Source organism: Pseudomonas sp. WS 5010, assembly GCF_012985565.1.
Classification (GTDB): Bacteria; Pseudomonadota; Gammaproteobacteria; order Pseudomonadales; family Pseudomonadaceae; genus Aquipseudomonas.
The window spans coordinates 129,372-152,630 of record NZ_JAAQWQ010000005.1 but is presented as its reverse complement, the minus strand read 5'-3'; the positions used below and the strand labels follow the sequence as shown (position 1 = coordinate 152,630).

Genomic DNA, 23,259 nt, shown 5'->3' with positions numbered 1-23,259 from the left:
GAAAAACTCCAAATTCCACCGAAATCCCTCTGTACAGGCTGGCTGAAAAAGCACGCCTGGCCGGGAAATAATCCGTAAGCGAACTTTTCCCGCAACCGCATCCGGCCTGCAGGGGCATCACAAAACGCGGCAGTATACCCGAGCGCTCCCCGGCAAAGGGCGCCACTGACGAATAGCGGCCCATCTGAAAACCTTGCAAATATGCCGTGCGGCTGGCCTGCACGCTCAAGAAGGCCTAGAATTCAGCATCGTTTATTCCCAAGGTAGTCTTTCAATGTCCTTCGCTGAGCAACTAAACCGCCTGCAAGCCTTCCTCGATGCCGATGAGCTGCATGACGAGGCGCTGGACTACGTGGCCGCCCACGGCTACCTGACTGCGCTGTCGATCTGCTCCGAACCTGTGCCTGATCGTGAATGGATCGACGCCCTGTTCGCCGAAGAGCCGCACTACAAGGATGAGGCCCAGCGCACCGAGATCGAAGAAACCCTGCTCCAGCTCAAGGCCCACATCTCACGCCAATTGGCGTCCGATGAGGAGTTCGAGCTGCCCTGCGACCTCGACCTCGGCGAAGAGCCCGACGACTCCGACCTGCGCGGCTGGTGCATTGGCTTCATGGAAGGTGTGTTCCTGCGTGAAGCGGCCTGGTTCGAAACCGCCGAGGAAGAAGTCAGCGAAATGCTGCTGCCGATCATGGTCGGTTCCGGTCTGTTCGACGACCAGCCTGAGTTCGCCGATATCGCCAGCGACGCCAACCTGATGGACGACATGATCGTACAGATCCCGGAAGCACTGACCGCCCTGTACCTGCTGTGCAACGCCCCCGACGAAAAACCGGCGATCCTCAAGCCTCGCCACCACTGAGTACCCCGCCCGTGGCGCCCATGGGCAACCGCTCCCCGATTGTGCGCTACGTGCTGCTGGCCATTGGCTGGTTGAGCGTCGCACTCGGGGTGATCGGGATCTTCCTGCCGGTCTTGCCGACCACCCCCTTCCTGCTCCTGGCTGCCGGCTGCTTTGCCCGCAGCTCCCCGCGTTTCTATGACTGGCTGGTGAATCACCCGCGCCTTGGCCCGTGGATTCGTGACTACCTGGACGGCAACGGCATTCCATTAAAAGGCAAGGTGTACGCCATCGGCCTGATGTGGCTGAGCATCGGCCTGTCCTGCTACCTGGTGCCATTGCCCTGGGCACGCGGGTTCATGTTGACCAGTGCGGTGCTGGTGACGATCTACATCCTGCGTCAGAAGACCCTACCTCCACGTTCGTAGGAACCGCCCCTACACGACCTTCGTCGACACTGACTAACCCCGGCCATCATGCGAGACTGTCGCCCCGGGCCTGGAATGCCCGGGTGTTCTTATGTCCGGAGTACTCATGACGCTGTCCAGCGGGCTGATCGCCGCCGTTGCCCTGGCCTACATGGCCATTATGTTTGCCATCGCCTTCTACGGTGACCGCCGCCGCGCGCCGCTGCCGCCACGGGTGCGCGCGTGGGTGTATAGCCTGTCGCTGGCGGTGTACTGCACCAGTTGGACCTTCTTCGGCGCTGTGGGCCAGGCTGCTGAACAGCTGTGGGCATTTTTACCGATCTACCTGGGCCCCGTCCTGCTTCTGGTGCTGGCGCCCTGGGTCCTGCAAAAGATGATTCTGATCAGCAAGCAGGAAAACATTACCTCCATCGCTGACTTTATCGCTGCGCGCTATGGCAAATCCCAGTCCCTGGCGGTGGTCGTGGCGCTGATCTGCCTGGTCGGCGTGCTGCCTTATATTGCCCTGCAACTCAAAGGCATCGTGCTGGGGGTCAACCTGCTGATTGGCGCCGGTGCCGATGCCACCGGCACGCGGGCCCAGGACACCGCCCTGATCGTGTCCCTGGTGCTGGCACTGTTCACCATCGTATTCGGTACCCGCAACCTCGACGCCACGGAGCACCACCGTGGCATGGTGCTGGCGATTGCCTTCGAATCCCTGGTCAAGCTGTTCGCATTTCTCGCCGTCGGTGCGTTTGTTACCTACGGCCTGTACGACGGTTTCAACGATCTGTTCAGCCAGGCCATGCTCGCGCCGAGGCTGGAGGAGTACTGGAAAGAGACCGTCAACTGGCCGTCGATGGTGGTGCAGACTGGCGTGGCGATGATGGCGATCATCTGCCTGCCCCGCCAGTTCCACGTCACCGTGGTGGAGAACATCGAGCCCCAGGACCTGCGCCTGGCCAAGTGGGTGTTCCCCGCGTACCTGGTGCTGGCTGCGCTGTTTGTGGTGCCGATTGCCCTGGGCGGCAAAATGCTGCTGCCCGGCTCGGTGCTGCCGGACTCCTACGTGATCAGCCTGCCCCTGGCCGAAGCCCATCCGGCCCTGGCGCTGCTGGCGTTTATTGGCGGCGCTTCGGCGGCGACCGGCATGGTCATCGTCGCGAGCGTGGCGCTGTCGACCATGGTTTCCAACGATATGTTGCTGCCCTGGCTGCTGCGCCGCACCAACGCCGAGCGCCCGTTCGAAGTCTTCCGCCACTGGATGCTCTCGGTACGCCGGGTCAGCATCGTGATTATCCTGCTGCTGGCCTATGTCAGTTATCGCCTGCTCGGTTCCACCGCCAGCCTGGCGACCATCGGCCAGATCGCCTTTGCTGCGGTGACCCAACTGGCACCGGCGATGCTCGGCGCACTGTACTGGAAGCAAGCCAACCGACGCGGCGTGTTTGCCGGCCTGGCGGCAGGCACCTTCCTGTGGTTCTACACCCTGGTGTTGCCGATTGCCGCCCATAGCCTGGGCTGGTCGCTGAATATCTTCCCGGGCCTGGCCTGGCTGCACGGTAACCCGCTGGGGCTGCCGATCACGCCACTGACCCAGGGTGTGGTGCTGTCTTTGGCCGGTAACTTCACCCTGTTTGCCTGGGTCTCGGTGCTGTCGCGTACACGGGTGTCGGAGCATTGGCAGGCCGGGCGCTTTATCGGCCAGGAAACCAGCCAGCGCGCCAGCGCCCGCTCCATGCTGTCGGTGCAGATCAATGACCTGTTGAGCCTGGCCGCGCGGTTTGTTGGCGAGGAACGCGCGCAGCAGAGCTTCATCCGCTTCGCCTATCGCCAAGGCAAAGGCTTTAACCCCAACCAGAACGCCGACAACGACTGGATTGCCCACACCGAACGACTGCTGGCTGGCGTGCTCGGCGCCTCATCCACACGGGCGGTGGTGAAAGCGGCCATTGAAGGCCGCGAAATGCAGCTAGAGGACGTAGTCCGTATCGCAGACGAAGCCTCCGAAGTGCTGCAGTTCAACCGGGCGCTGTTGCAAGGCGCCATCGAGAACATCACCCAGGGCATCAGTGTGGTGGATCAGTCCCTCAAGCTGGTGGCCTGGAACCGTCGCTATCTGGAACTGTTCAACTATCCCGACGGCCTGATCAGCGTCGGCCGGCCGATTGCCGACATTATTCGCTACAACGCCGAGCGCGGGCTGTGCGGCCCGGGTGAGGCCGAAGTCCACGTGGCGCGGCGCCTGCACTGGATGCGCCAGGGCCGGGCACATACGTCGGAACGGCTGTTTCCCAACGGCCGGGTGATCGAGTTGATCGGCAACCCGATGCCGGGCGGTGGGTTTGTCATGAGTTTTACTGACATTACTGCGTTCCGCGAGGCCGAGCAGGCTCTGACCGAGGCCAATGAAGGCCTGGAACAGCGGGTCACCGAGCGCACTCATGAGCTGTCGCAACTGAATGTGGCCCTGACCGATGCCAAGGGTGTGGCCGAGTCGGCCAACCAGTCGAAAACCCGCTTCCTCGCCGCCGTCAGTCACGACCTGATGCAACCGTTGAACGCGGCGCGACTGTTCTCGGCCGCCCTCTCCCACCAGAGCGAAGGCTTATCCGGTGAGGCCCGGCAACTGGTGCAGCACTTGGACAGTTCGCTGCGCTCGGCCGAAGACCTGATCAGCGACTTGCTGGATATCTCCCGCCTGGAAAACGGCAAGATCAACCCTCAGCGCCAGCCGTTTGCCTTGAGTGAACTGTTCGACGCCCTGGGCGCGGAGTTCAAGGTGCTGGCCCAGGAGCAAGGCTTGAGTTTCCGCCTGCGCGGCAGCCGCTTGCGCATCGACAGTGATATCAAGCTGCTGCGGCGAATCCTGCAGAATTTCCTGACCAACGCTTTTCGCTATGCCCACGGCCCGGTACTGCTGGGTGTACGACGGCGTCGCGGCGAACTGCGCTTGGAGGTGTGGGATCGTGGCCCAGGCATCCCGCTGGATAAACAGAAAGTCATCTTCGAAGAGTTCAAGCGCCTGGACAGCCACCAGACCCGTGCCGAAAAGGGCCTGGGGCTTGGCCTGGCCATTGCCGACGGGCTGTGCCGCGTGCTCGGTCACCGCTTGCGCGTGCGCTCATGGCCAGGCAAAGGCAGCGTGTTCAGCGTCAGTGTGCCGCTGGCCAAGGCACAGACCAGCTTGCAGGTGCAGGCCACACCGGACAAGGGCCTGCCACTGAGCGGCGCCCAGGTGCTGTGCGTGGACAACGAAGACAGCATCCTGATTGGCATGCGCAGCCTGTTGAGTCGTTGGGGCTGCCAGGTCTGGACCGCACGCGACCAGGCGCAATGCGCGGCGTTGCTGGCCGAGGGCATGCGCCCGCAATTGGCATTGGTGGATTACCACCTGGACCACGGCGAGACCGGCACGGAGTTGATGGGCTGGCTGCGCGCGCAACTGGCGGAGCCGATTCCTGGGGTGGTGATCAGCGCCGATGGCCGTCCGGAGATGGTGGCCGAGGTACATGCAGCGGGGTTGGATTACCTGGCCAAGCCGGTAAAACCGGCGGCATTGCGCGCACTGCTGAACCGGCATTTGCCGTTGTAACGTTCGGGTGCTGGCTTGCCGTAATACCGCTCAGTTAAGTGAACGAGCCCCCCTGTGGGAGCGGGCTTGTCGGATCGCCGCATCGCCGCGAAGACGTCGGCCCAGCAAACATTGATGTTGACTGACCCACTGCTTTCGCGAGCAAGCCCGCTCCCACATAGAGTTCTGTGTCTAGTCAGGTAGCTGGGCGACGCCATCTTCGTCAGTCATCGCTTTTTCCAGCAGATCGGCAGGCAAGCCTTTACTGGCCCGCGCGCCCAACAGCTTGAGTTGCTCCACCCGGCTGACCAGATTGCCGCGACCATCTGTGAGCTTGTTGCGCGCAGCACTGTAAGCCTTATCCAACTGCTGTAATCGATTGCCGACTTCATCCAGGTCCTGGATAAACAGCACGAACTTGTCGTACAGCCAGCCGGCGCGTTCGGCGATTTCCCGGGCGTTCTGGCTTTGCCGCTCCTGCTTCCACAGGCTGTCGATCACCCGCAGGGTCGCCAGCAAGGTGGTCGGGCTGACGATCACGATATGGCGATCGAAGGCCTCCTGGAACAGGTTCGGCTCGGCCTGCAAGGCGGCCGAAAACGCCGCCTCGATGGGTACGAACAACAACACGAAATCCAGGCTGTGCAGGCCTTCCAGGCGCTTATAGTCCTTGCCGGCCAAGCCTTTGACATGATTGCGCAACGACAGCACATGCTGCTTGAGGGCGGCCTGGCCGATCACCTCGTCATCGGCCGCCACGTACTGCTGATAGGCGGTCAGGCTGACCTTGGAGTCCACCACCACCTGCTTGTCGCCCGGCAACATGATTAGCACGTCCGGCTGGAAACGCTCGCCATCCGGGCCCTTGAGGCTGACCTGGGTCTGGTACTCACGGCCTTTCTCCAGGCCGGCATGTTCCAGCACGCGCTCCAGAATCAGTTCGCCCCAGTTGCCCTGGGTCTTCTGTCCCTTGAGGGCGCGGGTCAGGTTGGTGGCTTCGTCCGACAGGCGCAGGTTCAATTGCTGCAGGCGCTCCAGCTCCTTGCCCAGGGAAAAACGCTCGCGCGCTTCATTCTGATAGCTTTCTTCCACGCGCTTTTCGAACGACTGGATGCGTTCCTTCAACGGGTCAAGCAATTGCCCCAGACGCTGCTGGCTGGTTTCGGCAAACCGCTGCTCACGCTCATCGAAGATTTTCCCGGCCAGCTCGGCGAACTGCGCACGCAGTTCATCCCGCGAGCCTTGCAGATCGTTGAGGCGTTGTTGATGGCTGTCCTGCTGCTCGCGCAGTTCGGCGCGCAGGGAGGCCGACAAGGCATCCAGGCGGCGTAGCTCGCCTTCCTTGGCGGAGCGCTCGATGTTCCAGGCGTGGGCCGCATCCCGCGCGTTATCGCGATCGATTTGCAGCAACTCGACTTCCCGGCGTACCGCTGCCAGATCCGCCTGCTTGGCCGCATTGGCCTGGCTCAGGTCGCTGATCTCGTCGCGGCTGGCGTCCAGTTGCGCGGCCAGGCCTTCCTGGGCCAGTTGCGCAGTGGCCAGGCGCTCTTCCAGCAGCTCCCAACCGGTGCGGCGTGCGTTCAGGCGGCGCTGGATCTGCCAGCACAGGACCGATAGAGGCAACGCCGCAGCGGCGAGGCCCAGTGCCACACTGGTCCAGTCAAAAGCCATAGCCATTCCTGCCATTACGGTAAAAGAGGAAGGTTAACCAAGCAGGCGCTTCGTGGACAGCTCAGTCTTTGAGCTGACCCAATTCACGCTGGGCGCCCACGTCGCCGGCACGGGCGGCCTGGCGCAGGAGGTCATGGCCGATGCGGCGGTCCCGGGCATTGCCGCACTCGCGACACATCAACAGGCCCAGGCGGCTCTGTGCCACGACCACACCTTCACGAGCCGGCTGCTTGAGCAAACGTCCGGCGAAATGCTTGATATTGGGGTTATCGCCGATGCGCGGGCTATCCAGCAGCCACAAGGCGACCTTCAAGGAGAAACGCTTGGGCGGGGTAACACTAGCAGGGTTGTCGGTAACAGAAGGTGATACTGAGCGAAACTTCATAAAGCACTGTAGGGCAGAACGGAAGGCGCGCCACTCTACTCCTTTTTTCGTACGGGTAAAGCTGAAAAAACCCTGCACGCCCGTTCTAGAGCAAGCGCTCGGGACAATCCACAGAAGCTGTGGATAACTCAGTGGACAACCGTGCTTTAACTCGCGCAAAGGCCCATGGAATGGGGGCCGCGCTTAAACTGACGATTTTTTCACCAATAAAAAAAAGCCAGGTTTTTCATTGACTTAAATTTTCGATGCAGGCATTCGTGGGTCAATCGGGCCGCGCACCATCCTGGTGACACACTGCGCAACCAATGTGCACAACTACCTGCCTGGCGGTTATATCCCCACCCTCACACGGCGCAAAACGTTACGCCGGTGACACACTAGCCCGGACCGAGGCCTGGCCCCCAATAAAGTATTTTGGCTAACACACTTGCTTTACCTGTTTCAAGCCATTACTATCTGCGGCGTTAGTACCAAGCTGAAAGTCAATTCTGGTCGAACAAATCCCCGCGATGTAGCTTCCCTAAAGAGAAGTTCTGTCAATCTTGATGGGATCGACCACCTCGATGGTTTCCAGGTATCACTTGCGACGACACTGCCTTTGAACAATGCAAAGGGTGTCGCGAAGTTTCCATACTCTGACCGAACCAACCTGCAAATTGATCAGGATCTTCACCCTGGGCCCAGAACCTTTGCCCCTGTTGTGTTGCCTGCCCTCCTAAGTACCTACCTGCCAGCCCAAGCGCGCCAAACTATTTAGCGCTTCAAACTGGCTGCTTTGTTCCAGTCGGGTTCTTCGCATGATCAATGGTGATCAGCGTCACTGGAACGTTTTAACGTTGCACGGATCTTATCCGTGTCATTTGTAGGAACACCAATAATATGTCCACTCAAATCCATACTCAGGATGCCATTCGCACCCTCACCAATGCTTTTGCCCCAATGAACTGCCTGATCATGGCCGCTCGCAAAGGCTGCTTCAGCTTCACCCTGGTCAACGAACACGGTATCGCTCGTCACAGCGAACGCCTGTACCCCGATCAATACTCCAGCGCAGAACCGCTGCAGGCCGTGATCGAGCGTACCCGTCAGGCCCTGGTTGCCTGATTGACCCGACGCTGAACATCGAAAACCCTGCCCGCAAGGCAGGGTTTTTTATTGCCCTCGATTCGGTTTTTCAGCAGTTCCTTTTAGGCCAAACAGATATAACGCTTATAACCACCGGCCGGAAATATTTTAAAAACAGTCCTTTACGTCGTGAATCTGACACTACACTTCAACTCAGGCGGCATGATCCGCCTCCGGCGAGCCTGAGATCCGATTCACCGCTGCCAAGCCCCCCTTCTCAGGCCTCGTCGACCACTTTCAAGGTTTCGAGGGTTTTATGGGCATTGCCGCCGGCGAATTGTGTCGTTATGTGATCCGACCCACGCTGATTTACCTCGGTCGCCACAGCCAGACAGCAGAAACCCTGCTGCTGGGAGTTGCCGCCAGCCAATCGGAACTGGGTTCTGCCTTGCACGACCGGCGCGGCCACGGCCTGTATCGCATCACCGAACCGCGTCACAGAGCCCTGTGGGACAACTACCTGGCCCTGGACCCCGAGCGTGCAAGCCTGGTGCGCGGCCTCGCCAGCCAGCATGCCTTCCTCAGCGGGCCGCAGCTGGAGCTGGCGGTCAACCTGCGTTACGCCACCGCCATCGCCTGGTCGCTGGTGGAACAACATCGCCCCGAGCTGCCCCAACCCGACGACCTGCTGGCCATGGCGCGTATCTGGAAAGAAATATTTCACCCCCAGGGTCGGCTGCGCGATTACACCCAGGCCTGGCAAACCTGTGTAAACCCAATGAATCAGGTCGCCTGCTGATCGGGCACTTTGCAAGATTCGGCAAAAAGCGGCAATTTTGGTCGGATTGTCCTACAAAACCGCTCTATCTCCTATATTACAGCCTATAGCGCTAAGTTAATTTTATTGATACTTTCCGCAGCGGTGATCACCACGGAGTTCTAATAATGAAAAAAGTAATGCTCAAGACCACACTTAGCCTCGCCGTTGCCATGGCCTCTTCCCAACTGTTCGCAAGCGGCTTTGCCCTCAACGAACAGAGTGTTAGCGGGATGGGTACCGGTTTCGCAGGCCGTTCTTCTTCTGCCGATGATGCAAGCACTGTTTTTGGCAACCCTGCCGGTATGGCTCGCCTTGAAGGCCAGCAAGTCACAGGCGGTGTTGCAGCGATTGATGCCACGACCAATATCAGCCAGGTCAGCGGCAACACCAACACTTCCGGTAGCAACAAAGGCGATATGGTGCCTTTCACTGCCGTGCCGTTCGGCTTTTACACCAACAAACTCAACGAGCAGTGGGCAGTCGGTTTCGGCGTCTATGCACCGTTCGGCCTGGTCACTGACTACGAACGTGGCTTCCAGGGTCGCGGCTTTGGCAGCAAGAGCGAAGTGAAGGTCATTACCTTCCAGCCAACTGTCAGCTATGCCTTCAACGACCGGGTGTCCGTAGGTTTCGGTCCGACCTTCAACCGCATCGCCGGTACGCTGGAGTCGGATGTTTCGCTGCCGCAAGTGCCTAACGCCGTCAACAACATCAAGATCAAGGGTGACGATACCGCCCTGGGCTTTAACGTTGGCGTGCTGGTACAAGCCACCGACACCACTCGCGTGGGCCTGACCTACCACTCGAAAGTGAAGTACAAGCTCGAAGGCCACACCGAAGTGTCCCCAGGCACCGGCGTTCCAGGCCAGTTGCTGCGCGGCAACCGCTACGACGCTTCGCTGAAGATCGACACCCCTGAATCCTGGGACCTGTCGGTGACCCAGGACATGAGCGATGCCTGGAAGCTGTATGCCGGTGCGACCTGGACACGCTGGAGCCGCCTGAAAGACATCACCGTCAACAACGAAGGTGTCACTGCGGGCAACGGCGGCGGTGCAGCACCACAGCTGGTGGGCACCATCACGGAAGAACAGAACTGGCACGACACCTGGGCTTACGCAGTCGGTACCTCGTACCAGCTGACCAAGCAAGTGGTCCTGCGGACCGGCCTGACCTTCGACCAGTCGCCTACCAACAACACTAATCGTTCGCCACGTATCCCTACCGGCGACCGGACAATCTTCAGTGTTGGCCTGGGCTACGCGGTCATGGATAACATGACCATCGACCTGGCTTACTCGTACCTCCAGGAAGAAGACATCAAGGTCAACAGCCACAACAAGCTGGGCCAGACGTACAACGCCAAATATGAAAACAGCGCCAACGGTTTTGGCCTGGGCATGACGTACAAGTTCTGATCCAACGCTGCATAAAAAAGCCCCGCTCTCCTGCACAGGAGGCGGGGCTTTTTAGTGGCCGATAATCAGGGCTTGGATGCCAGCGCCTGCTCCACAGCCTCAATCAGCTCCGGGCTGTCCGGCTTGGTCAGGCTGGAGAAGCTGGCGATCACCTTGCCCTGGCGATCTACCACGTACTTGTAAAAATTCCATTTCGGCGCATTGCTTTGTTCGGCCAGGACCTTGAACAGGTGTACCGCATCAGGGCCCCTGACCTTCTGTGGCTCGGTCATGGTGAAGGTCACGCCGTAATTCACGTAGCAGACCTTGGCCGTCTCCTCGCCCGTCTTGGCTTCCTGCTTGAAGTCATCGGAAGGCACGCCAATCACTTCCAGGCCATCGCCCTTGTAGCGCTGATACAACGCCTCCAGGCCCTTGAACTGCGGGGCGAACCCACAAAAGCTGGCGGTATTGACGATCACCAGGGGCTTGCCGGCAAAGCGCTGGCACAGATCGATGGATTCCTTGGCGCGCAACTTCGGCAATTGGCCTTCAAGCAACGTCGGGCAATCGGCGGCCATGGCGACACCACCAAAGGCCATCATCAGGGCGGGTACTGCAAGCCAACGCATTAACATGTGGGGTGTCCTTGGACAAAGTCAGGCAAGCAACTTAACAGATCGACATACCCAGTTGCATCAACGCCAGCCCGCTGCGCTGCCAGCCCCACCAGGCCAGCAGCAACAACGTCAGCAGGCCGGCTGCGCCAACCCAGTACCCGATCGAGTTCATGCAACCCCCATCTGCGCTTGCAACCTGGCCACAGGTCGCTCACGCACAGGCCAGTTAAGGGCGGCCGCGACCAGGCTCAAGACGATCGCCACCTGCCAGATCAAATCGTAGCTACCGGTTCGATCATAGACCACGCCCCCCAGCCAGCCGCCGAGGAACGAGCCCAACTGATGGAACAGGAACACGATCCCACCCAGCATCGACAGGTTTCTTACGCCAAACAAGGTCGCCACGGTGCCGTTGGTCAGCGGCACGGTCGACAGCCACAAAAAGCCCATGGCCATGCCGAACAGGTAGGCACTCATTTGCGTCACCGGCGCCCACAGGAACAACACGATCACTACCGCCCGCAGCAGGTACAACGCGGTAAGCAAACGTGGCTTGGACATCCGCCCGCCGAGCCAGCCTGCGGTGTAGGTGCCGAAGATGTTGAACAGGCCGATCAGCGCCAGCACCGTGGTGCCGACGGTCGCCGGCAGATGCTGGTCCACCAGGTAGGCCGGCAAGTGCACACCGATAAACACCACCTGGAATCCGCAGACAAAAAAGCCAAAGGCCAGCAACCAGAAACCGGAATGGGAACAGGCTTCGTGCAGGGCCTCGCGCAGGGTTTGCTGGCCTGCCACCACCGGCAGCGGGCGGTCCTTGATCATCGTCACCAGCGGCACGATCAGCGCCACCAGCAGGCCCAGCACCAGTAAGGCGGCGGACCAGCCCAGCCAGCCAATCAGGCCCAGGGTGCCGGGCAACATGGCGAACTGGCCAAAAGACCCGGCGGCGCTGGCAATGCCCATGGCCATGCTGCGTTTTTCCGGGGCCACGGCACGCCCGACCACGCCGAGGATCACCGAGAACGAGGTACCGGACAGGCCGATCCCGATCAACAAGCCGGCACTCAACGACAGCGACCACGCCGAATCGGACAACCCCATGAACACCAGGCCCAAGGCATACAGCACGCCACCGATCATCACCACTTTGGCCGCGCCAAAGCGGTCGGCCAGGGCCCCGGTAAACGGCTGCGCCAGGCCCCAGATCAGGTTCTGCAGGGCGATGGCAAAGGCAAAGGTTTCACGGCCCCAGCCGAACTCGGCGCTCATGGGCGCCAGGAACAGGCCAAAGCCATGTCGCACGCCCAGGGAAAGGGCCAGGATCAGCGCACTCCCGACAAGAATCCAGCCACTGGTACGCCACATCGAGGTCATTATTATTCTCCGCTACGGGTATATACCCGCTTGTATTCGAACAAGCCCGCTTTTAAGCGAGTTCATCCAGCAAGGCCAACAGGGTTTCGCGTTTTTGCACGCCTAACTTATCAATCAGTTTCTGCTGCGCCGCTTCCCAGGCCGGCAACGCGGCCGCCAGGCGCTGTTTGCCTTCCTCCGTGAGCACGACCAAACGGTTGCGCAGGTCATCGCCCTCCACCAACCGCACCAGGCCTTCACCCTCCAACACCCGCAGGTTACGCCCCAGGGTGCTGCGATCCAGGCCCATGGCATCGGCCAGGGTAGAAATACTCGGCTGGTTCAGGCGCTGCAGGTTACACAGCAAGGAATACTGGGCGACGTTGATCCCGAAGCCATCGAGGGCGCCGTCATAGTGCCTGCTGACGCCACGGGCGGCACGACGCAGGTTGGTGCATAAACATTGGGAGGCAAGCATGGAACGTGTATATACCCGCGATTAAGGAAATGCAAGAAAGTGTTACAGAGCCAGACCGATCAGCACCGCTACCTCAAGCAGCTCCAGCAAGGCGCCGGCCGTATCACCGGTGGTGCCGCCCAGCCGATTGATCATCAGTTGCCGCAAGCCCACAAAGCAGATGGCCGCCAGCAACACCGCAATCCCGCCACTGAAACCGCCGATCAACACACACGCCAGGCCGCTGAGGATCAATACCTGCTGCCCGACAATCCGTGGCAAGTGGTCAGCCAGCGCCTGGCCCAGGCCCCCGGCGCGCACATAGCGGGTGGTGAGAAACAGTGCCAGCAGCGAGCTGCGCCCGATCAACGGCGCGAGGATCAACGCGGCGCCATTGTGTTGCTCGATCAGCGCCACCAGCGCGGTGAATTTGAGCAGCAGCACCAACCCCAGGGTCACCACCGCAATCGGGCCGCTGCGCGGGTCTTTCATGATGCTCAAGGTGCGTTCGCGGTCGCCAAAACCGCCCAGCCAGGCGTCAGCGCTGTCCGCCAGGCCATCCAGGTGCAGGCCGCCACTGAGCAACACCCAGGCCGTCAGCAGCAGGGCCGCATGCAACAGCAAAGGCGCGCCCATCAACAGCGTGTTCAAGCCCCACAGCAGCAGCCCGAACAACAGCCCCACCAGCGGATAAAACAGCAGCGAGCGCCCCAGCTCCTGGGGTTGCGGCATGCCCGGCAGGCGGATCGGCAGACTGCTGAGAAACTGCAAGGCAATCCAGAATGGCAACATTCAGGCGCCCTCGCTCAACATGCCATCGGCTTCGACCCGCAGGCTGAACAGGCCGCCGTGGCCGACCTCGACATTCAGCAACTGTTCACGGGGCAAGCCACGGGCCTGGGCCAGCAGTAAACGCATGACACCACCATGGCTGACCAGCAGCACCCGTTGTCCGGCATACAGCTGATGCAGACGTAGGACGGCGCCGTGCACGCGCTGGGAAAACGCCTCGACAGGCTCGCCATCCGGCGGCGTAAAGCTATAGGGATCCGCCCAGAACAGGCCCAGCGCCTCGGCGTCGGTCGCCATCAACTGCGCCGCGCTCTGCCCTTCCCAAGCGCCGAAATGCAGCTCCTGTAGATCCTGTTCCAGGCTCACCGGCAGGTTCAGGCGTGCGCCCAACTCTTCAGCGAAACGCGCGCAGCGCTGCAGCGGCGAGCTGACCAGTCGATCCCACGGCCCGCGCGCCAGCACCGCCTCACGCATCTGCGCCCAACCCTTGGCGGTCAGCGCATCATCCAGGCTGCCGCGCAAACCACCGCCCAGTTCGGTTTCACCATGGCGCAGCAGGTCCAGGTGCAAGGTCATGCCGGGCGATCCGCCACGGCGGCTTCTGCGAACGTCGCCATCTGCCCGTGCAACGCACAGGCCAGGCGCAACAGGGGCACCGCCAGCGCCGCACCGCTGCCCTCGCCCAGGCGCAGGCCCAGTTCCAGCAACGGCTGGGCTTCAAGGCTTTGCAACACATGGCGATGGCCCGGCTCGGCGCCCCGATGGCCGAACAACAGCCATGGCCGGCAAGACGGGTTCAGGCGCGTGGCGACCAGCGCCGCGACGGTGCAGATAAACCCGTCGACCAGCACCACCACCCCCGCCTGGGCGCAGGCCAGATAGGCCCCCACCAACCCCGCGATCTCCAGGCCACCGAGGTTGAACAGGGTCTGCAACGGGTCGCCCCGCTGCCCGGCATGCAACGCCAGGGCGCGCTCGATCACCGCCACTTTATGGCTTACGCCCTGGGCATTCAGGCCGGTGCCGGGGCCGGTCAGGTCGCTGACCTGGCAATCGAGCAAGGCGCAGGCCAGTGCACTGGCGGCAGTGGTGTTGCCGATGCCCATCTCGCCGCCAATAAACAGCTGCGCACCCGCGTTGATCGCCCGCTGCACGCTGTCACGCCCCGCCGCCAGGGCCAACTGGCCTTGGGCCTCGGTCATGGCCGCGCCCAGCACAAAATTGGCCGTGCCCGGGGCGATATTCAGGTGACGCACGCCCGGCAGGTCGAGCGATGGCGTCACGGTGCCCAGGTCCACCACTTCCAGCTGTGCATCCAGTTGCCGTGCCAGCACGCTGATCGCCGCACCGCCGCTGACAAAGTTGTGCAGCATCTGCCCGGTGACTTCCTGGGGATAGGCCGAGACGCCTTCGGCGACCACACCGTGATCGCCAGCAAAGATCGCGATCCATACCTGCTCGACCGTTGGCTTGACCCGGCCTTGCAACCCGGCCAGTTGCACTGCCAGCGCCTCCAGTTGCCCCAGCGACCCGGCGGGCTTGGTCAGTTGCTGCTGGCGGGCCAGGGCTTGTTCATAGGCCGTGGCGTCCAGCGCCTTGCAGGGTTGCAGCCACCAGGATTGGCTCATAACGCAGTACCTTTCAAAGTCAGGGGCAGGCCCGCAACGGTCAGCACTACACGCTGACACCGCTCGGCCAAGGCTTGATGCAGCCAACCGGCTTCATCCACATAGCGGCGAGTCAATTCGCCCAGCGGTACGACACCTAGACCGGTCTCGTTGCTGACAAAAATGATTTCCCCCGGCAGCGACGCCAGGCAGTCCAGCAGGGATTCACGCTCGACACCCAGGCGCCGTGGGTCGTCCAGCAGCAACAGGTTGGTGAGCCACAGGGTCAGGCAATCGACCAGCAGGCAACGGCCCGGGGCAGCGTTTTCACGCAGCACCCGCGCCAATTCCAGCGGTTCCTCGATCAGCCCCCAATGGCTGGGACGACGCTGGCGATGCAGGGCCACGCGCGCGTTCATTTCACCGTCCAGGGGCTGGCTGGTAGCGATATAGGTGACGGGCATGGCGCTGTCGCTGGCGAGTTGTTCGGCCAGGCGGCTTTTACCGGAGCGGGCGCCGCCGAGGATCAGTTGCAACATGGTCAAGCCCTCAAATGCCACATAACTGGCGCAGCAATCGGGTATCCAGATGCTGCTCCACCAAATCCGCCAGGCGCTCGATATCGCGCTCGCGCAGGCCGTGGTAATCGACTTCCTGCACATCCTGCAAACCGGCCCAGCGCAGCAAGGCGCTGCATGCGGCGGGCGTCTCGAACAGACCGTGCAGATAAGTGCCAAGGATCTGCCCATCATCGCTACAAGCACCGTCGCTGCGGCCATCATCCAGGCGCACCGCCGCCTGCTCCAGGGCAGGCCCTCGGGTCACGCCCGCATGGATCTCATAACCACTGACCGGCGCCTCTTCCAGCACCAGCCGGCCGCGCACATTGCGCAATTGTTTCTCGGCTTCCAGGGTGGTGCTGAACGCCAGCAGGCCCAGGCCAGCGCTGGAACCCGCCGCGCCTTCCAGGCCCAGCGGATCGTGGACCTGCTCACCCAGCATTTGCAGGCCACCGCAGATGCCCAGGACTTTGCCGCCATAGCGCAAGTGCCGGGCAATCGCGCGGTCCCAGCCATTGGCGCGCAGATAGGCCAGGTCGCTGCGCACGCTTTTCGAGCCGGGCAGGATGATCAGGTCGGCGGCGGGGATTGCCTGGCCCGGCCCGACAAACTGCAGATCCACCTGGGGATGCAGGCGCAACGGGTCGAAGTCGGTGTGGTTGCTGATGCGCGGCAATACCGGCACCACCACCTTGAGCACCTGCGCCGCCTTGTCGATCTGGCGCTGGTCGATGCCATCCTCGGCTTCCAGGTGCAGGTCCATCACGTACGGCAGCACGCCCACCACCGGTTTGCCGGTGCGTGCCTCAAGCCAGTCGAGGCCCGGTTGCAGCAGGGCGATATCGCCACGGAAGCGGTTGATGATAAAGCCCTTGACCCGCGCCTGCTCCGACGGCGACAGCAACTCCAGCGTGCCCACCAGATGAGCAAACACCCCGCCGCGATTGATGTCGGCGATCAGCAGCACCGGGCAATCCACCGCTTCAGCAAACCCCATATTGGCAATGTCGTTGGCCCGCAGGTTGATCTCGGCTGGCGAGCCAGCGCCTTCGACCATCACCACCGGGTACGCCGCGCTCAGGCGCGCATGGGAGGCTAGTACCGCCTGCATGGCGATGGCTTTGTAATCGTGATAGGCCACTGCATTCATGCTGGTCACGGCATGGCCATGGATGATCACCTGGGAGCCGGTGTCACTATTGGGCTTGAGCAGCACCGGGTTCATGTCGGTGTGCGGCGCCAGGTTGGCGGCCTGGGCCTGCACGGCCTGGGCGCGGCCGATCTCGCCCCCTTCTGCCGTGACCGCACTGTTGAGCGCCATGTTCTGCGGCTTGAAGGGCACCACCGGCACGCCCTGGCGCACGACCCAGCGGCACAGCGCGGTCACCAGGGTGCTTTTGCCCGCGTCGGAGGTGGTGCCTTGCACCATCAGCGTGGTCATGAAGTTTGCTTCCAGGCAGTCAGGGCGTGTTCGAGGCGCAGCCAATCGGCGTCAGTCCCGGGCAGGCCAAAACGCAGGCTGCTGTCGTGGACAAACAGGCGCAGCAGGATGCCGCGCTGGGCCATGAACTCATGTAGCAGCTCGGCGCGGTCGGTGATCAGCCACTGGAACAGCGCGCAGCCGCCTTGTGGGCGCAGGCCATACTGCTCCAGCAGGCGAAACAGGCGCTGGCTGGCGTCTTCGCAGCGCTGGCGCTGGTAGGTGTGGCCGGCACTGTCGCGCAGGCACACCTGGCCCAACTCCCGCGTCGGCCCGCTCACCGCCCACGGCCCGACCTGCTCGGCCAGCAGCTTGAGCAGCTTGCGCTCGGCCAATACAAAGCCCAGGCGCACCCCGGCCAGGCCGAAAAACTTGCCGAACGAGCGCAACACAATCAACCCCACTTGATTGGCCTGGCTCGCCAGGCTCAAGTGCGGGGTGTTGTCCATAAAGGCTTCATCCACCACCAACCAACCACCGCGCTGGGCCAGGCGTGCATGCCAATCCAGCAGGCGCTGGGGCGTAAGGCTCAGGCCGGTGGGGTTGTTGGGATTGACCACCACCAGCACGTCGAGGCTATCGAGGAAGAAGTCGACTTCCTGCTCCAGCACCTCGCGCACGATGTAACCGGCGCGGCGCCAGGCTTGGGCATGCTCGGCGTAGCACGGCGACAACACGCCGACCTTGCCCGCCCGGCGCAGGCGCGGCAGCAGCTGGATCGCCGCCTGGGAACCCGCCACCGGCAGCACCTGGGCTGCGCCGTAGTAGTCGCAGGCGGCCTGCTCCAGGCCGTCATCGGTCTCTGGCAGGCGGGCCCAGGCCCGCAACGGGATGGGCGGGATTGGCCAGGGCCACGGCGCGAGGCCACTGGACAGGTCCAGCCAGTCTTCCTGGGCGATGCCGTACTGCAACGCCGCCTTGCGCAGCCGTCCACCGTGTTCAAGCATAGAATTGCGCCCCCGCACACAGGATCAACACCCACAGCCACACGCCGCGCTGCACCAGTTGCCAGCCACGCTCGATGGAATCGGCATCGGCCGGCGGCCCTTCGCCAAGGGTCGGACGCTGGTGCAACTCGCCGTGATAAATCGCCGCCCCGCCCAACTCGACACCCAGGGCGCCCGCGCCCGCAGCCATCACCGGCCCGGCATTCGGGCTGTCCCAGGTCGGGCCCTGGCGGCGCCAGCATGTGAGCGCCAGGCGGGTCTTGCCGAGCACGGCGTAGGTCAACGCAACCAAGCGTGCCGGAATGTAATTGAGCACATCGTCAATCTTCGCCGCCGCCCAGCCAAAGCGCTCAAAGCGTTCGTTGCGATAGCCCCACATGGCATCCAGGGTATTGCTCAGGCGGTACAGCACCACGCCCGGCACCCCGGCCACGACAAACCAGAACAGTGCGGCGAACACCGCATCGCTGCCGTTTTCCAGCACCGACTCGGTGGCCGCGCGCGCCACTTCAGTGCTGTCCAATTCGCTGGTCTGACGGCTGACCAGGTAACTGACACGCGTGCGCGCCTCGTCCAGGTTGCCGCTGCGCAGGGCCTGGGCCACCGGTAGCACGTGCTCACCCAGGCTGCGCATGCCCAGGGCCAGGTACAACGCGAGGATCTCGATCACCCAGCCGAAGTAAGGCGCCCAGGACAAGGCCGTGGCCAGCAAGGTCAGCGGTATCACCGTGATAAACCACGCGGTCACACCATGGCTGCGCCAGCCGCGCCCTGCGGAGTTAAAACGTTGCTCGATGCGCCCGGCAAAATTGCCGAACGCCACCAGCGGATGCCAGCGCCTGGGCTCGCCCAGCAGCGCATCCAGCGCCACTGCGGCGACGCTCAGCAAGGCCACACTCATTGACTCACTCCCCAATAATTCTCATACAGCATGTCACTCAGCGGACGCGGTTCGGTCCAGCCCTCAAGTTGCAACATCGGTGCCGGGTAGAACTCCGTCACCGGGCCCAGGCACAGCACGGCCAGCGGCTTGGCGCCGGGCGGCAGGCCGAGCAGGTCGGCCAGGTCCTGGGGTTCGAACAGCGACACCCAGCCCATGCCCAGGCCTTCGGCGCGGGAGGCCAGCCATAGATTCTGGATCGCGCAGGACAGCGACGCCAGGTCCATTTCCGGCAAGGTCCGGCGCCCGAAAATATGCCGCTCGCGATCATCCATCAACGCCGCCACCAGCACCTCGGCGCAGTCGTGGATGCCTTCGACCTTGAGCTTCATGAAATCGTCCGAACGCTCGCCCAGGGCTTGCGCGGTACGGATGCGTTCGGCTTCCACCAACTGCTGGATCTGCCCGCGCAGGTTGCGGTCGCTGATGCGGATAAAGCGCCAGGGCTGCATCAGGCCGACGCTGGGGGCCTGGTGCGCGGCCTGCAGCAGGCGCTGCAGCAGCTCGGGGGCGACGGTGCCGCCGCTGAAGTGGCGCATGTCGCGACGTTCGGCGATGGCGCGGTAGATCGCGTCGCGCTCGGCCTGGGGGTAGGCGTGGTCGGTCATGGCCCTATCGCGGGCAAGCCCGCTCCCACATTTGAACCGTGGTCGCCTGCCATAACGGCTTGCCGGTCTGGCGCAAACAACGCGGCCACCGCAGCCGGGTTCGACGGGAAGTAAAAGTGCACATAGGAGGCCGTCATCCGCCCCTGGCGATACACCGCCTCGGCGCCGCGCCCGCCGTTGGGGCTCAGGCCACGGGCAATCGGCTGCCACTGCGTGCTGGTCAGGGAATGATGATAGGTATGCCCGCGCAGCACGCCTTCCGGCAGCTCGACCGTTTGCAGGGCCAGGGCCGCCAGGCGTTTTTGCATGACCGCATCGCCTTGCAGCAAGCCCAGCAGTTCGGCGCGCGTGCCCTCGACATCGGTCAAGGAATCGAGCAGGTAGAGCATCCCGCCGCATTCGGCCAGCAACGGTTTGCCGGCAGCGTGATGGGCACGGATCGCCTGCAGCATCGCGCTATTTTGCGACAGCACCTGATGATGCAGTTCCGGGTAGCCACCGGGCAGATAGAGGCTGTCGGCGTCGGGCAGCACGCGGTCATGGATCGGCGAGAAGAAGTGCAACTGCGCGCCCATCGCTAGCAGCAAATCCAGGCTGGCGCCGTAGGTGAAAGCAAAGGCTTCGTCACGGGCCACGGCAATCCGCACCCCGGCCAGTAGCGGCTGGGCTTCGATCAGCTCGGGCGCGGCGAATTCCACCGGCGGTGGCAGCGCTACCTCGCAACTGCTGGCCAGGGCGGCGGCGGCAGCATCCAGGCGCAGGTCCAGGTCATTCAGCTCGCTGGCCTGCACCAGGCCCAGGTGACGGCTGGGCAGCTCAATGCCGGTTTCCCGGGACAGTGCGCCGTACCAGCGCAGGCCTTCGGTCAAGCTGCCTTCGAGCAGTTGGGCGTGGCGCACGGTGCCGACACGGTTGGCCAGGACCCCGGCGAACGGCAGGTCTGCCTGGTAACGCGCCAGCCCCAGCGCCAGGGCGCCAAAGGTCTGGGCCATGGCGGTGCCATCGATCACTGCCAGTACCGGCACGCCAAAATGGCGTGCCAGGTCGGCGCTGGAAGGCGTGCCGTCGAACAGGCCCATCACGCCCTCGATCAGGATCAGGTCCGCCTCCCCCGCTGCTTCCCACAGCAGGCGGCGACTTTCCTGCTCGCCGACCATCCACATGTCCAATTGATAGACCGGCGCACCACTGGCGCGCTCATGGATCATCGGGTCGAGAAAGTCCGGGCCGCACTTGAACACCCGGACCTTGCGCCCCAGGTTGCGGTGCAAACGGGCCAGGGCGGCGGTGACGGTGGTCTTGCCCTGGCCTGACGCCGGCGCGGCGATCAGCACGGCAGGGCAATGGCGCGGCTGGTTCAAAGTTCGATGCCCTTCTGTGCCTTGATACCGGCCTGGAACGCATGCTTGAGCATGCCCATTTCGGTGACAGTGTCGGCCATTTCAATCAGTTCTGGCTTGGCGCCACGCCCAGTGACCAGCACATGCTGCATGGGTGGGCGAGCTTGCAGATCGCCAAGCACCTGGTCGAGGTCGAGATAGCCGTGCTTGAGCGCGATATTCAGCTCATCCAGCACCACCAGGCCGATGGACGGGTCCTGCAACATTTCCCGGGAGACTTTCCAGGCTGCTTCGGCGGCGGCGATATCACGCTGGCGGTCCTGGGTCTCCCAGGTAAAGCCCTCGCCCATCACATGGAAACGCACCTGCTCGGGGAAGCGGCGGAAGAACAGCTCTTCCCCGGTGCTGTTGCGGCCCTTGATGAACTGCACCACGCCGCATTGCAGATCGTGGCCCATGGCCCGGGCGAGCATGCCAAAGGCCGAGCTGCTCTTGCCTTTGCCGTTGCCGGTCAATACCAGCAGCAAACCGCATTCGTTCGGTGAATTGGCAATGCGCTCGTCAATCACCGCTTTTTTGCGCAGCATGCGCGCCAGGTGGCGTTCGTCACGATCGGGGGAATCAGTCATGGCAGCTCTCCGTTGGGGCTGGACAAAAACGGCGGGCAGGAAAAGACCACTTAAATGAAGCCAAGCATCGCCCACCGTGATGCTGTTGGATGGATCAGGCCGGTCTCCGGGCTCATGAGTGGCGCCCTGTTGAGCAGGGCGAGCCGACGATGCGCCTTCCCATATCGCAGGCGATACAGTGGCAAAAGCAGCGTCTTGACTCATTTACCGTTGCGGGGGCAGCGCCGGGATCGTGGCCGCACTGTAGAAAAGTGCGCGCACTCACCGGCTTCCCTGTTTCACTCGGTCGACGGGTACGTCACAGAGCACCTGAAACAAGCGGCGAAGGTTAGTGGGTTGGGGGTACAGCGTCAATTAAAGCCGGCCATGCACTTGAACCATCGCCGCGCACCGTACCTCTATGACTACAAGCATTGAGGAGAAAAACATGCACAAGACCCGACTCGCCGTACTGATCATGGCCGCAGGCGCACTCGCTGCCTGTGGCGAAAGCTCAACCTTGCAAGTCTCCGATGGCACCGGGCCGTCGCCCAAGCTGCCGGAACCGAACAAAACCCTGATCCCCACCGTCAACATCGCCCCGGCCATTGGCTGGCCCGATGGCGCCAAGCCGACCGCGGCTGCGGGCACCCAGGTCGGCGCCTTCGCCGAAGGCCTGGACCACCCGCGCTGGTTGTATGTATTGCCCAACGGCGACGTGCTGGTGGCCGAGACCAACGCGCCGCCCAAGCCGGATGACTCCAAGGGCATTCGCGGCTGGGTCATGGAAAAGGTCATGGGCCGTGCCGGGGCCGGCGTACCCAGCCCGAACCGCATCACCCTGCTGCGCGATGCCGACCATGACGGCGTGGCAGAAACCCGCACGGTGTTCCTGGAAAACCTCAACTCGCCGTTTGGCATGACCCTGGTGGGCAACGACCTGTACGTGGCCGACTCGGACAAGCTGCTGCGCTTTCCCTATCAACCGGGGGAAACCGCGATCAAGGCCCAGGGCACCAAGGTCATCGACCTGCCGGGCGGCCCGCTCAACCACCACTGGACGAAAAACGTGGTGGCCAGCAAGGACGGCAGCAAGTTGTATGTGAGCGTGGGTTCCAACAGCAACGTCGGTGAAAACGGCCTGGAAGCCGAACAGGGCCGCGCGGCGATCTGGGAAGTCGACCGGGCCAGCGCCAAGCAGCGGATTTTTGCTTCCGGGCTGCGCAACCCCAATGGCATGGCGTGGGAGCCACAAAGCGGCAAGCTATGGACGGCGGTCAACGAGCGCGATGAAATCGGCAGCGACCTGGTGCCGGACTACATCACCTCGGTCCAGGACGGTGGCTTTTACGGCTGGCCGTTCAGCTACTACGGCCAACATGTGGATGTACGGGTCACGCCGCAGGATCCGGACCTGGTGGCCAAGGCCATTGCCCCGGACTATGCCGTCGGGCCACACACCGCATCGTTGGGCCTGACCTTTGCTGAAGGCAACACGCTGCCGGCACAATTTGCCCATGGCGCGTTTATTGGCCAGCACGGCTCGTGGAATCGCAAGCCGCACAGTGGTTACAAGGTAATCTTTGTGCCATTTGCGGGGGGCAAGCCCAACGGCGCACCGGTGGATGTGCTGACCGGGTTCCTCAACAGTGATGAGAAAGCCATGGGCCGGCCGGTGGGCGTGGTGATCGACCAGCAAGGCGGCTTGCTGGTAGCCGATGATGTGGGGAATAAGGTGTGGCGGGTGTCAGCCGCTAAATAGCACCTGATGCCGGTTTGCC

At 62.7% G+C, this 23,259-nt stretch carries 22 protein-coding genes and 1 riboswitch; of the genes, 7 read left to right on the top strand and 15 right to left on the bottom strand.

Going from position 1 to position 23,259, the window contains the following annotated elements:
• Window positions 1-274 precede the first annotated feature (274 nt).
• The 3 genes from HBO11_RS17520 to HBO11_RS17510 all read left to right on the top strand — a co-directional run bounded on the left by HBO11_RS17520 (window position 275) and on the right by HBO11_RS17510 (window position 4,846).
• On the top strand, window positions 275-862 hold the full coding sequence (locus HBO11_RS17520) for a YecA family protein (protein ID WP_169955890.1): 588 nt from the start codon (window positions 275-277) through the stop codon (window positions 860-862).
• A gap of 20 nt (window positions 863-882) precedes the next feature.
• A complete protein-coding gene (locus tag HBO11_RS17515) occupies window positions 883-1,269 on the top strand; it encodes a YbaN family protein (RefSeq protein ID WP_169955888.1) in 387 nt (128 codons plus the stop codon).
• Between the two features lie 106 nt (window positions 1,270-1,375).
• The gene (locus HBO11_RS17510; RefSeq protein ID WP_169955886.1) at window positions 1,376-4,846 is read left to right on the top strand and encodes a PAS domain-containing hybrid sensor histidine kinase/response regulator; all 3,471 of its coding nucleotides are present in this window, start codon (window positions 1,376-1,378) and stop codon (window positions 4,844-4,846) included.
• A 171-nt stretch (window positions 4,847-5,017) separates the two neighbouring features.
• On the opposite strand, the gene rmuC is transcribed toward HBO11_RS17510, so the two are convergent.
• Together rmuC and HBO11_RS17500 are read right to left on the bottom strand one after the other, a co-directional pair.
• Complete coding sequence (gene rmuC / locus HBO11_RS17505) at window positions 5,018-6,382, bottom strand: DNA recombination protein RmuC (RefSeq protein ID WP_169955265.1); 1,365 nt, start codon at window positions 6,380-6,382, stop codon at window positions 5,018-5,020.
• Between the two features lie 175 nt (window positions 6,383-6,557).
• A complete protein-coding gene (locus tag HBO11_RS17500) occupies window positions 6,558-6,881 on the bottom strand; it encodes a sel1 repeat family protein (protein ID WP_169955257.1) in 324 nt (107 codons plus the stop codon).
• A gap of 879 nt (window positions 6,882-7,760) precedes the next feature.
• Between HBO11_RS17500 and HBO11_RS17495 the strand changes: the two genes are divergently transcribed.
• From HBO11_RS17495 to HBO11_RS17485, 3 genes are all read left to right on the top strand, one after another.
• Window positions 7,761-7,985: a hypothetical protein gene (locus HBO11_RS17495; protein ID WP_007898912.1), complete on the top strand. Its 225-nt coding sequence runs from the start codon at window positions 7,761-7,763 to the stop codon at window positions 7,983-7,985.
• A 277-nt stretch (window positions 7,986-8,262) separates the two neighbouring features.
• A complete protein-coding gene (locus HBO11_RS17490) occupies window positions 8,263-8,745 on the top strand; it encodes a hypothetical protein (RefSeq protein ID WP_169955256.1) in 483 nt (160 codons plus the stop codon).
• 146 nt (window positions 8,746-8,891) lie between these two features.
• Window positions 8,892-10,184, top strand: coding sequence for an outer membrane protein transport protein (locus tag HBO11_RS17485; protein ID WP_169955255.1), 1,293 nt, complete (start codon window positions 8,892-8,894; stop codon window positions 10,182-10,184).
• Window positions 10,185-10,249: 65 nt separating this feature from the next.
• Here HBO11_RS17485 and HBO11_RS17480 read toward each other — a convergent pair whose 3' ends face one another.
• The 13 genes from HBO11_RS17480 to cobO all read right to left on the bottom strand — a co-directional run bounded on the left by HBO11_RS17480 (window position 10,250) and on the right by cobO (window position 21,499).
• A complete protein-coding gene (locus HBO11_RS17480) occupies window positions 10,250-10,801 on the bottom strand; it encodes a redoxin domain-containing protein (RefSeq protein ID WP_169955254.1) in 552 nt (183 codons plus the stop codon).
• Window positions 10,802-10,951: 150 nt separating this feature from the next.
• Window positions 10,952-12,151 carry an MFS transporter gene (locus HBO11_RS17475; RefSeq protein WP_169955264.1) on the bottom strand — a complete coding sequence of 400 codons (1,200 nt, stop codon included), beginning with the start codon at window positions 12,149-12,151 and terminating at the stop codon, window positions 10,952-10,954.
• Window positions 12,152-12,212: 61 nt separating this feature from the next.
• Window positions 12,213-12,617 carry a MarR family transcriptional regulator gene (locus HBO11_RS17470; protein WP_169955253.1) on the bottom strand — a complete coding sequence of 135 codons (405 nt, stop codon included), beginning with the start codon at window positions 12,615-12,617 and terminating at the stop codon, window positions 12,213-12,215.
• Window positions 12,618-12,659: 42 nt separating this feature from the next.
• Window positions 12,660-13,388, bottom strand: a complete 729-nt coding sequence (locus HBO11_RS17465) for an adenosylcobinamide-GDP ribazoletransferase (protein ID WP_169955252.1) — start codon at window positions 13,386-13,388, stop codon at window positions 12,660-12,662.
• Window positions 13,389-13,964, bottom strand: a complete 576-nt coding sequence (gene cobC, locus HBO11_RS17460) for an alpha-ribazole phosphatase family protein (protein WP_169955251.1) — start codon at window positions 13,962-13,964, stop codon at window positions 13,389-13,391.
• On the bottom strand, window positions 13,961-15,016 hold the full coding sequence (cobT, locus tag HBO11_RS17455) for a nicotinate-nucleotide--dimethylbenzimidazole phosphoribosyltransferase (protein WP_169955250.1): 1,056 nt from the start codon (window positions 15,014-15,016) through the stop codon (window positions 13,961-13,963). Before cobT ends, cobC begins: the two co-directional genes overlap by 4 nt.
• The gene (gene cobU / locus HBO11_RS17450) at window positions 15,013-15,534 is read right to left on the bottom strand and encodes a bifunctional adenosylcobinamide kinase/adenosylcobinamide-phosphate guanylyltransferase (RefSeq protein ID WP_169955249.1); all 522 of its coding nucleotides are present in this window, start codon (window positions 15,532-15,534) and stop codon (window positions 15,013-15,015) included. Before cobU ends, cobT begins: the two co-directional genes overlap by 4 nt.
• Window positions 15,535-15,544: 10 nt before the next feature.
• Window positions 15,545-16,996 carry a cobyric acid synthase gene (locus tag HBO11_RS17445; protein ID WP_169955248.1) on the bottom strand — a complete coding sequence of 484 codons (1,452 nt, stop codon included), beginning with the start codon at window positions 16,994-16,996 and terminating at the stop codon, window positions 15,545-15,547.
• A complete protein-coding gene (gene cobD, locus HBO11_RS17440; protein WP_169955247.1) occupies window positions 16,993-17,982 on the bottom strand; it encodes a threonine-phosphate decarboxylase CobD in 990 nt (329 codons plus the stop codon). Before cobD ends, HBO11_RS17445 begins: the two co-directional genes overlap by 4 nt.
• A complete protein-coding gene (gene cbiB, locus HBO11_RS17435) occupies window positions 17,975-18,883 on the bottom strand; it encodes an adenosylcobinamide-phosphate synthase CbiB (protein ID WP_169955246.1) in 909 nt (302 codons plus the stop codon). The genes cobD and cbiB overlap by 8 nt, the downstream gene beginning before the upstream one ends.
• On the bottom strand, window positions 18,880-19,530 hold the full coding sequence (bluB, locus tag HBO11_RS17430) for a 5,6-dimethylbenzimidazole synthase (protein ID WP_169955245.1): 651 nt from the start codon (window positions 19,528-19,530) through the stop codon (window positions 18,880-18,882). Before bluB ends, cbiB begins: the two co-directional genes overlap by 4 nt.
• Window positions 19,527-20,891: a cobyrinate a,c-diamide synthase gene (locus HBO11_RS17425; protein WP_170058936.1), complete on the bottom strand. Its 1,365-nt coding sequence runs from the start codon at window positions 20,889-20,891 to the stop codon at window positions 19,527-19,529. The genes bluB and HBO11_RS17425 overlap by 4 nt, the downstream gene beginning before the upstream one ends.
• Window positions 20,888-21,499: a cob(I)yrinic acid a,c-diamide adenosyltransferase gene (gene cobO / locus HBO11_RS17420; RefSeq protein WP_169955243.1), complete on the bottom strand. Its 612-nt coding sequence runs from the start codon at window positions 21,497-21,499 to the stop codon at window positions 20,888-20,890. Before cobO ends, HBO11_RS17425 begins: the two co-directional genes overlap by 4 nt.
• 79 nt (window positions 21,500-21,578) lie before the next feature.
• A riboswitch (cobalamin riboswitch) is annotated at window positions 21,579-21,827 on the bottom strand.
• A gap of 99 nt (window positions 21,828-21,926) precedes the next feature.
• Here cobO and HBO11_RS17415 point away from each other — a divergent pair.
• The gene (locus HBO11_RS17415) at window positions 21,927-23,240 is read left to right on the top strand and encodes a sorbosone dehydrogenase family protein (protein WP_169955242.1); all 1,314 of its coding nucleotides are present in this window, start codon (window positions 21,927-21,929) and stop codon (window positions 23,238-23,240) included.
• Window positions 23,241-23,259 lie beyond the last annotated feature (19 nt).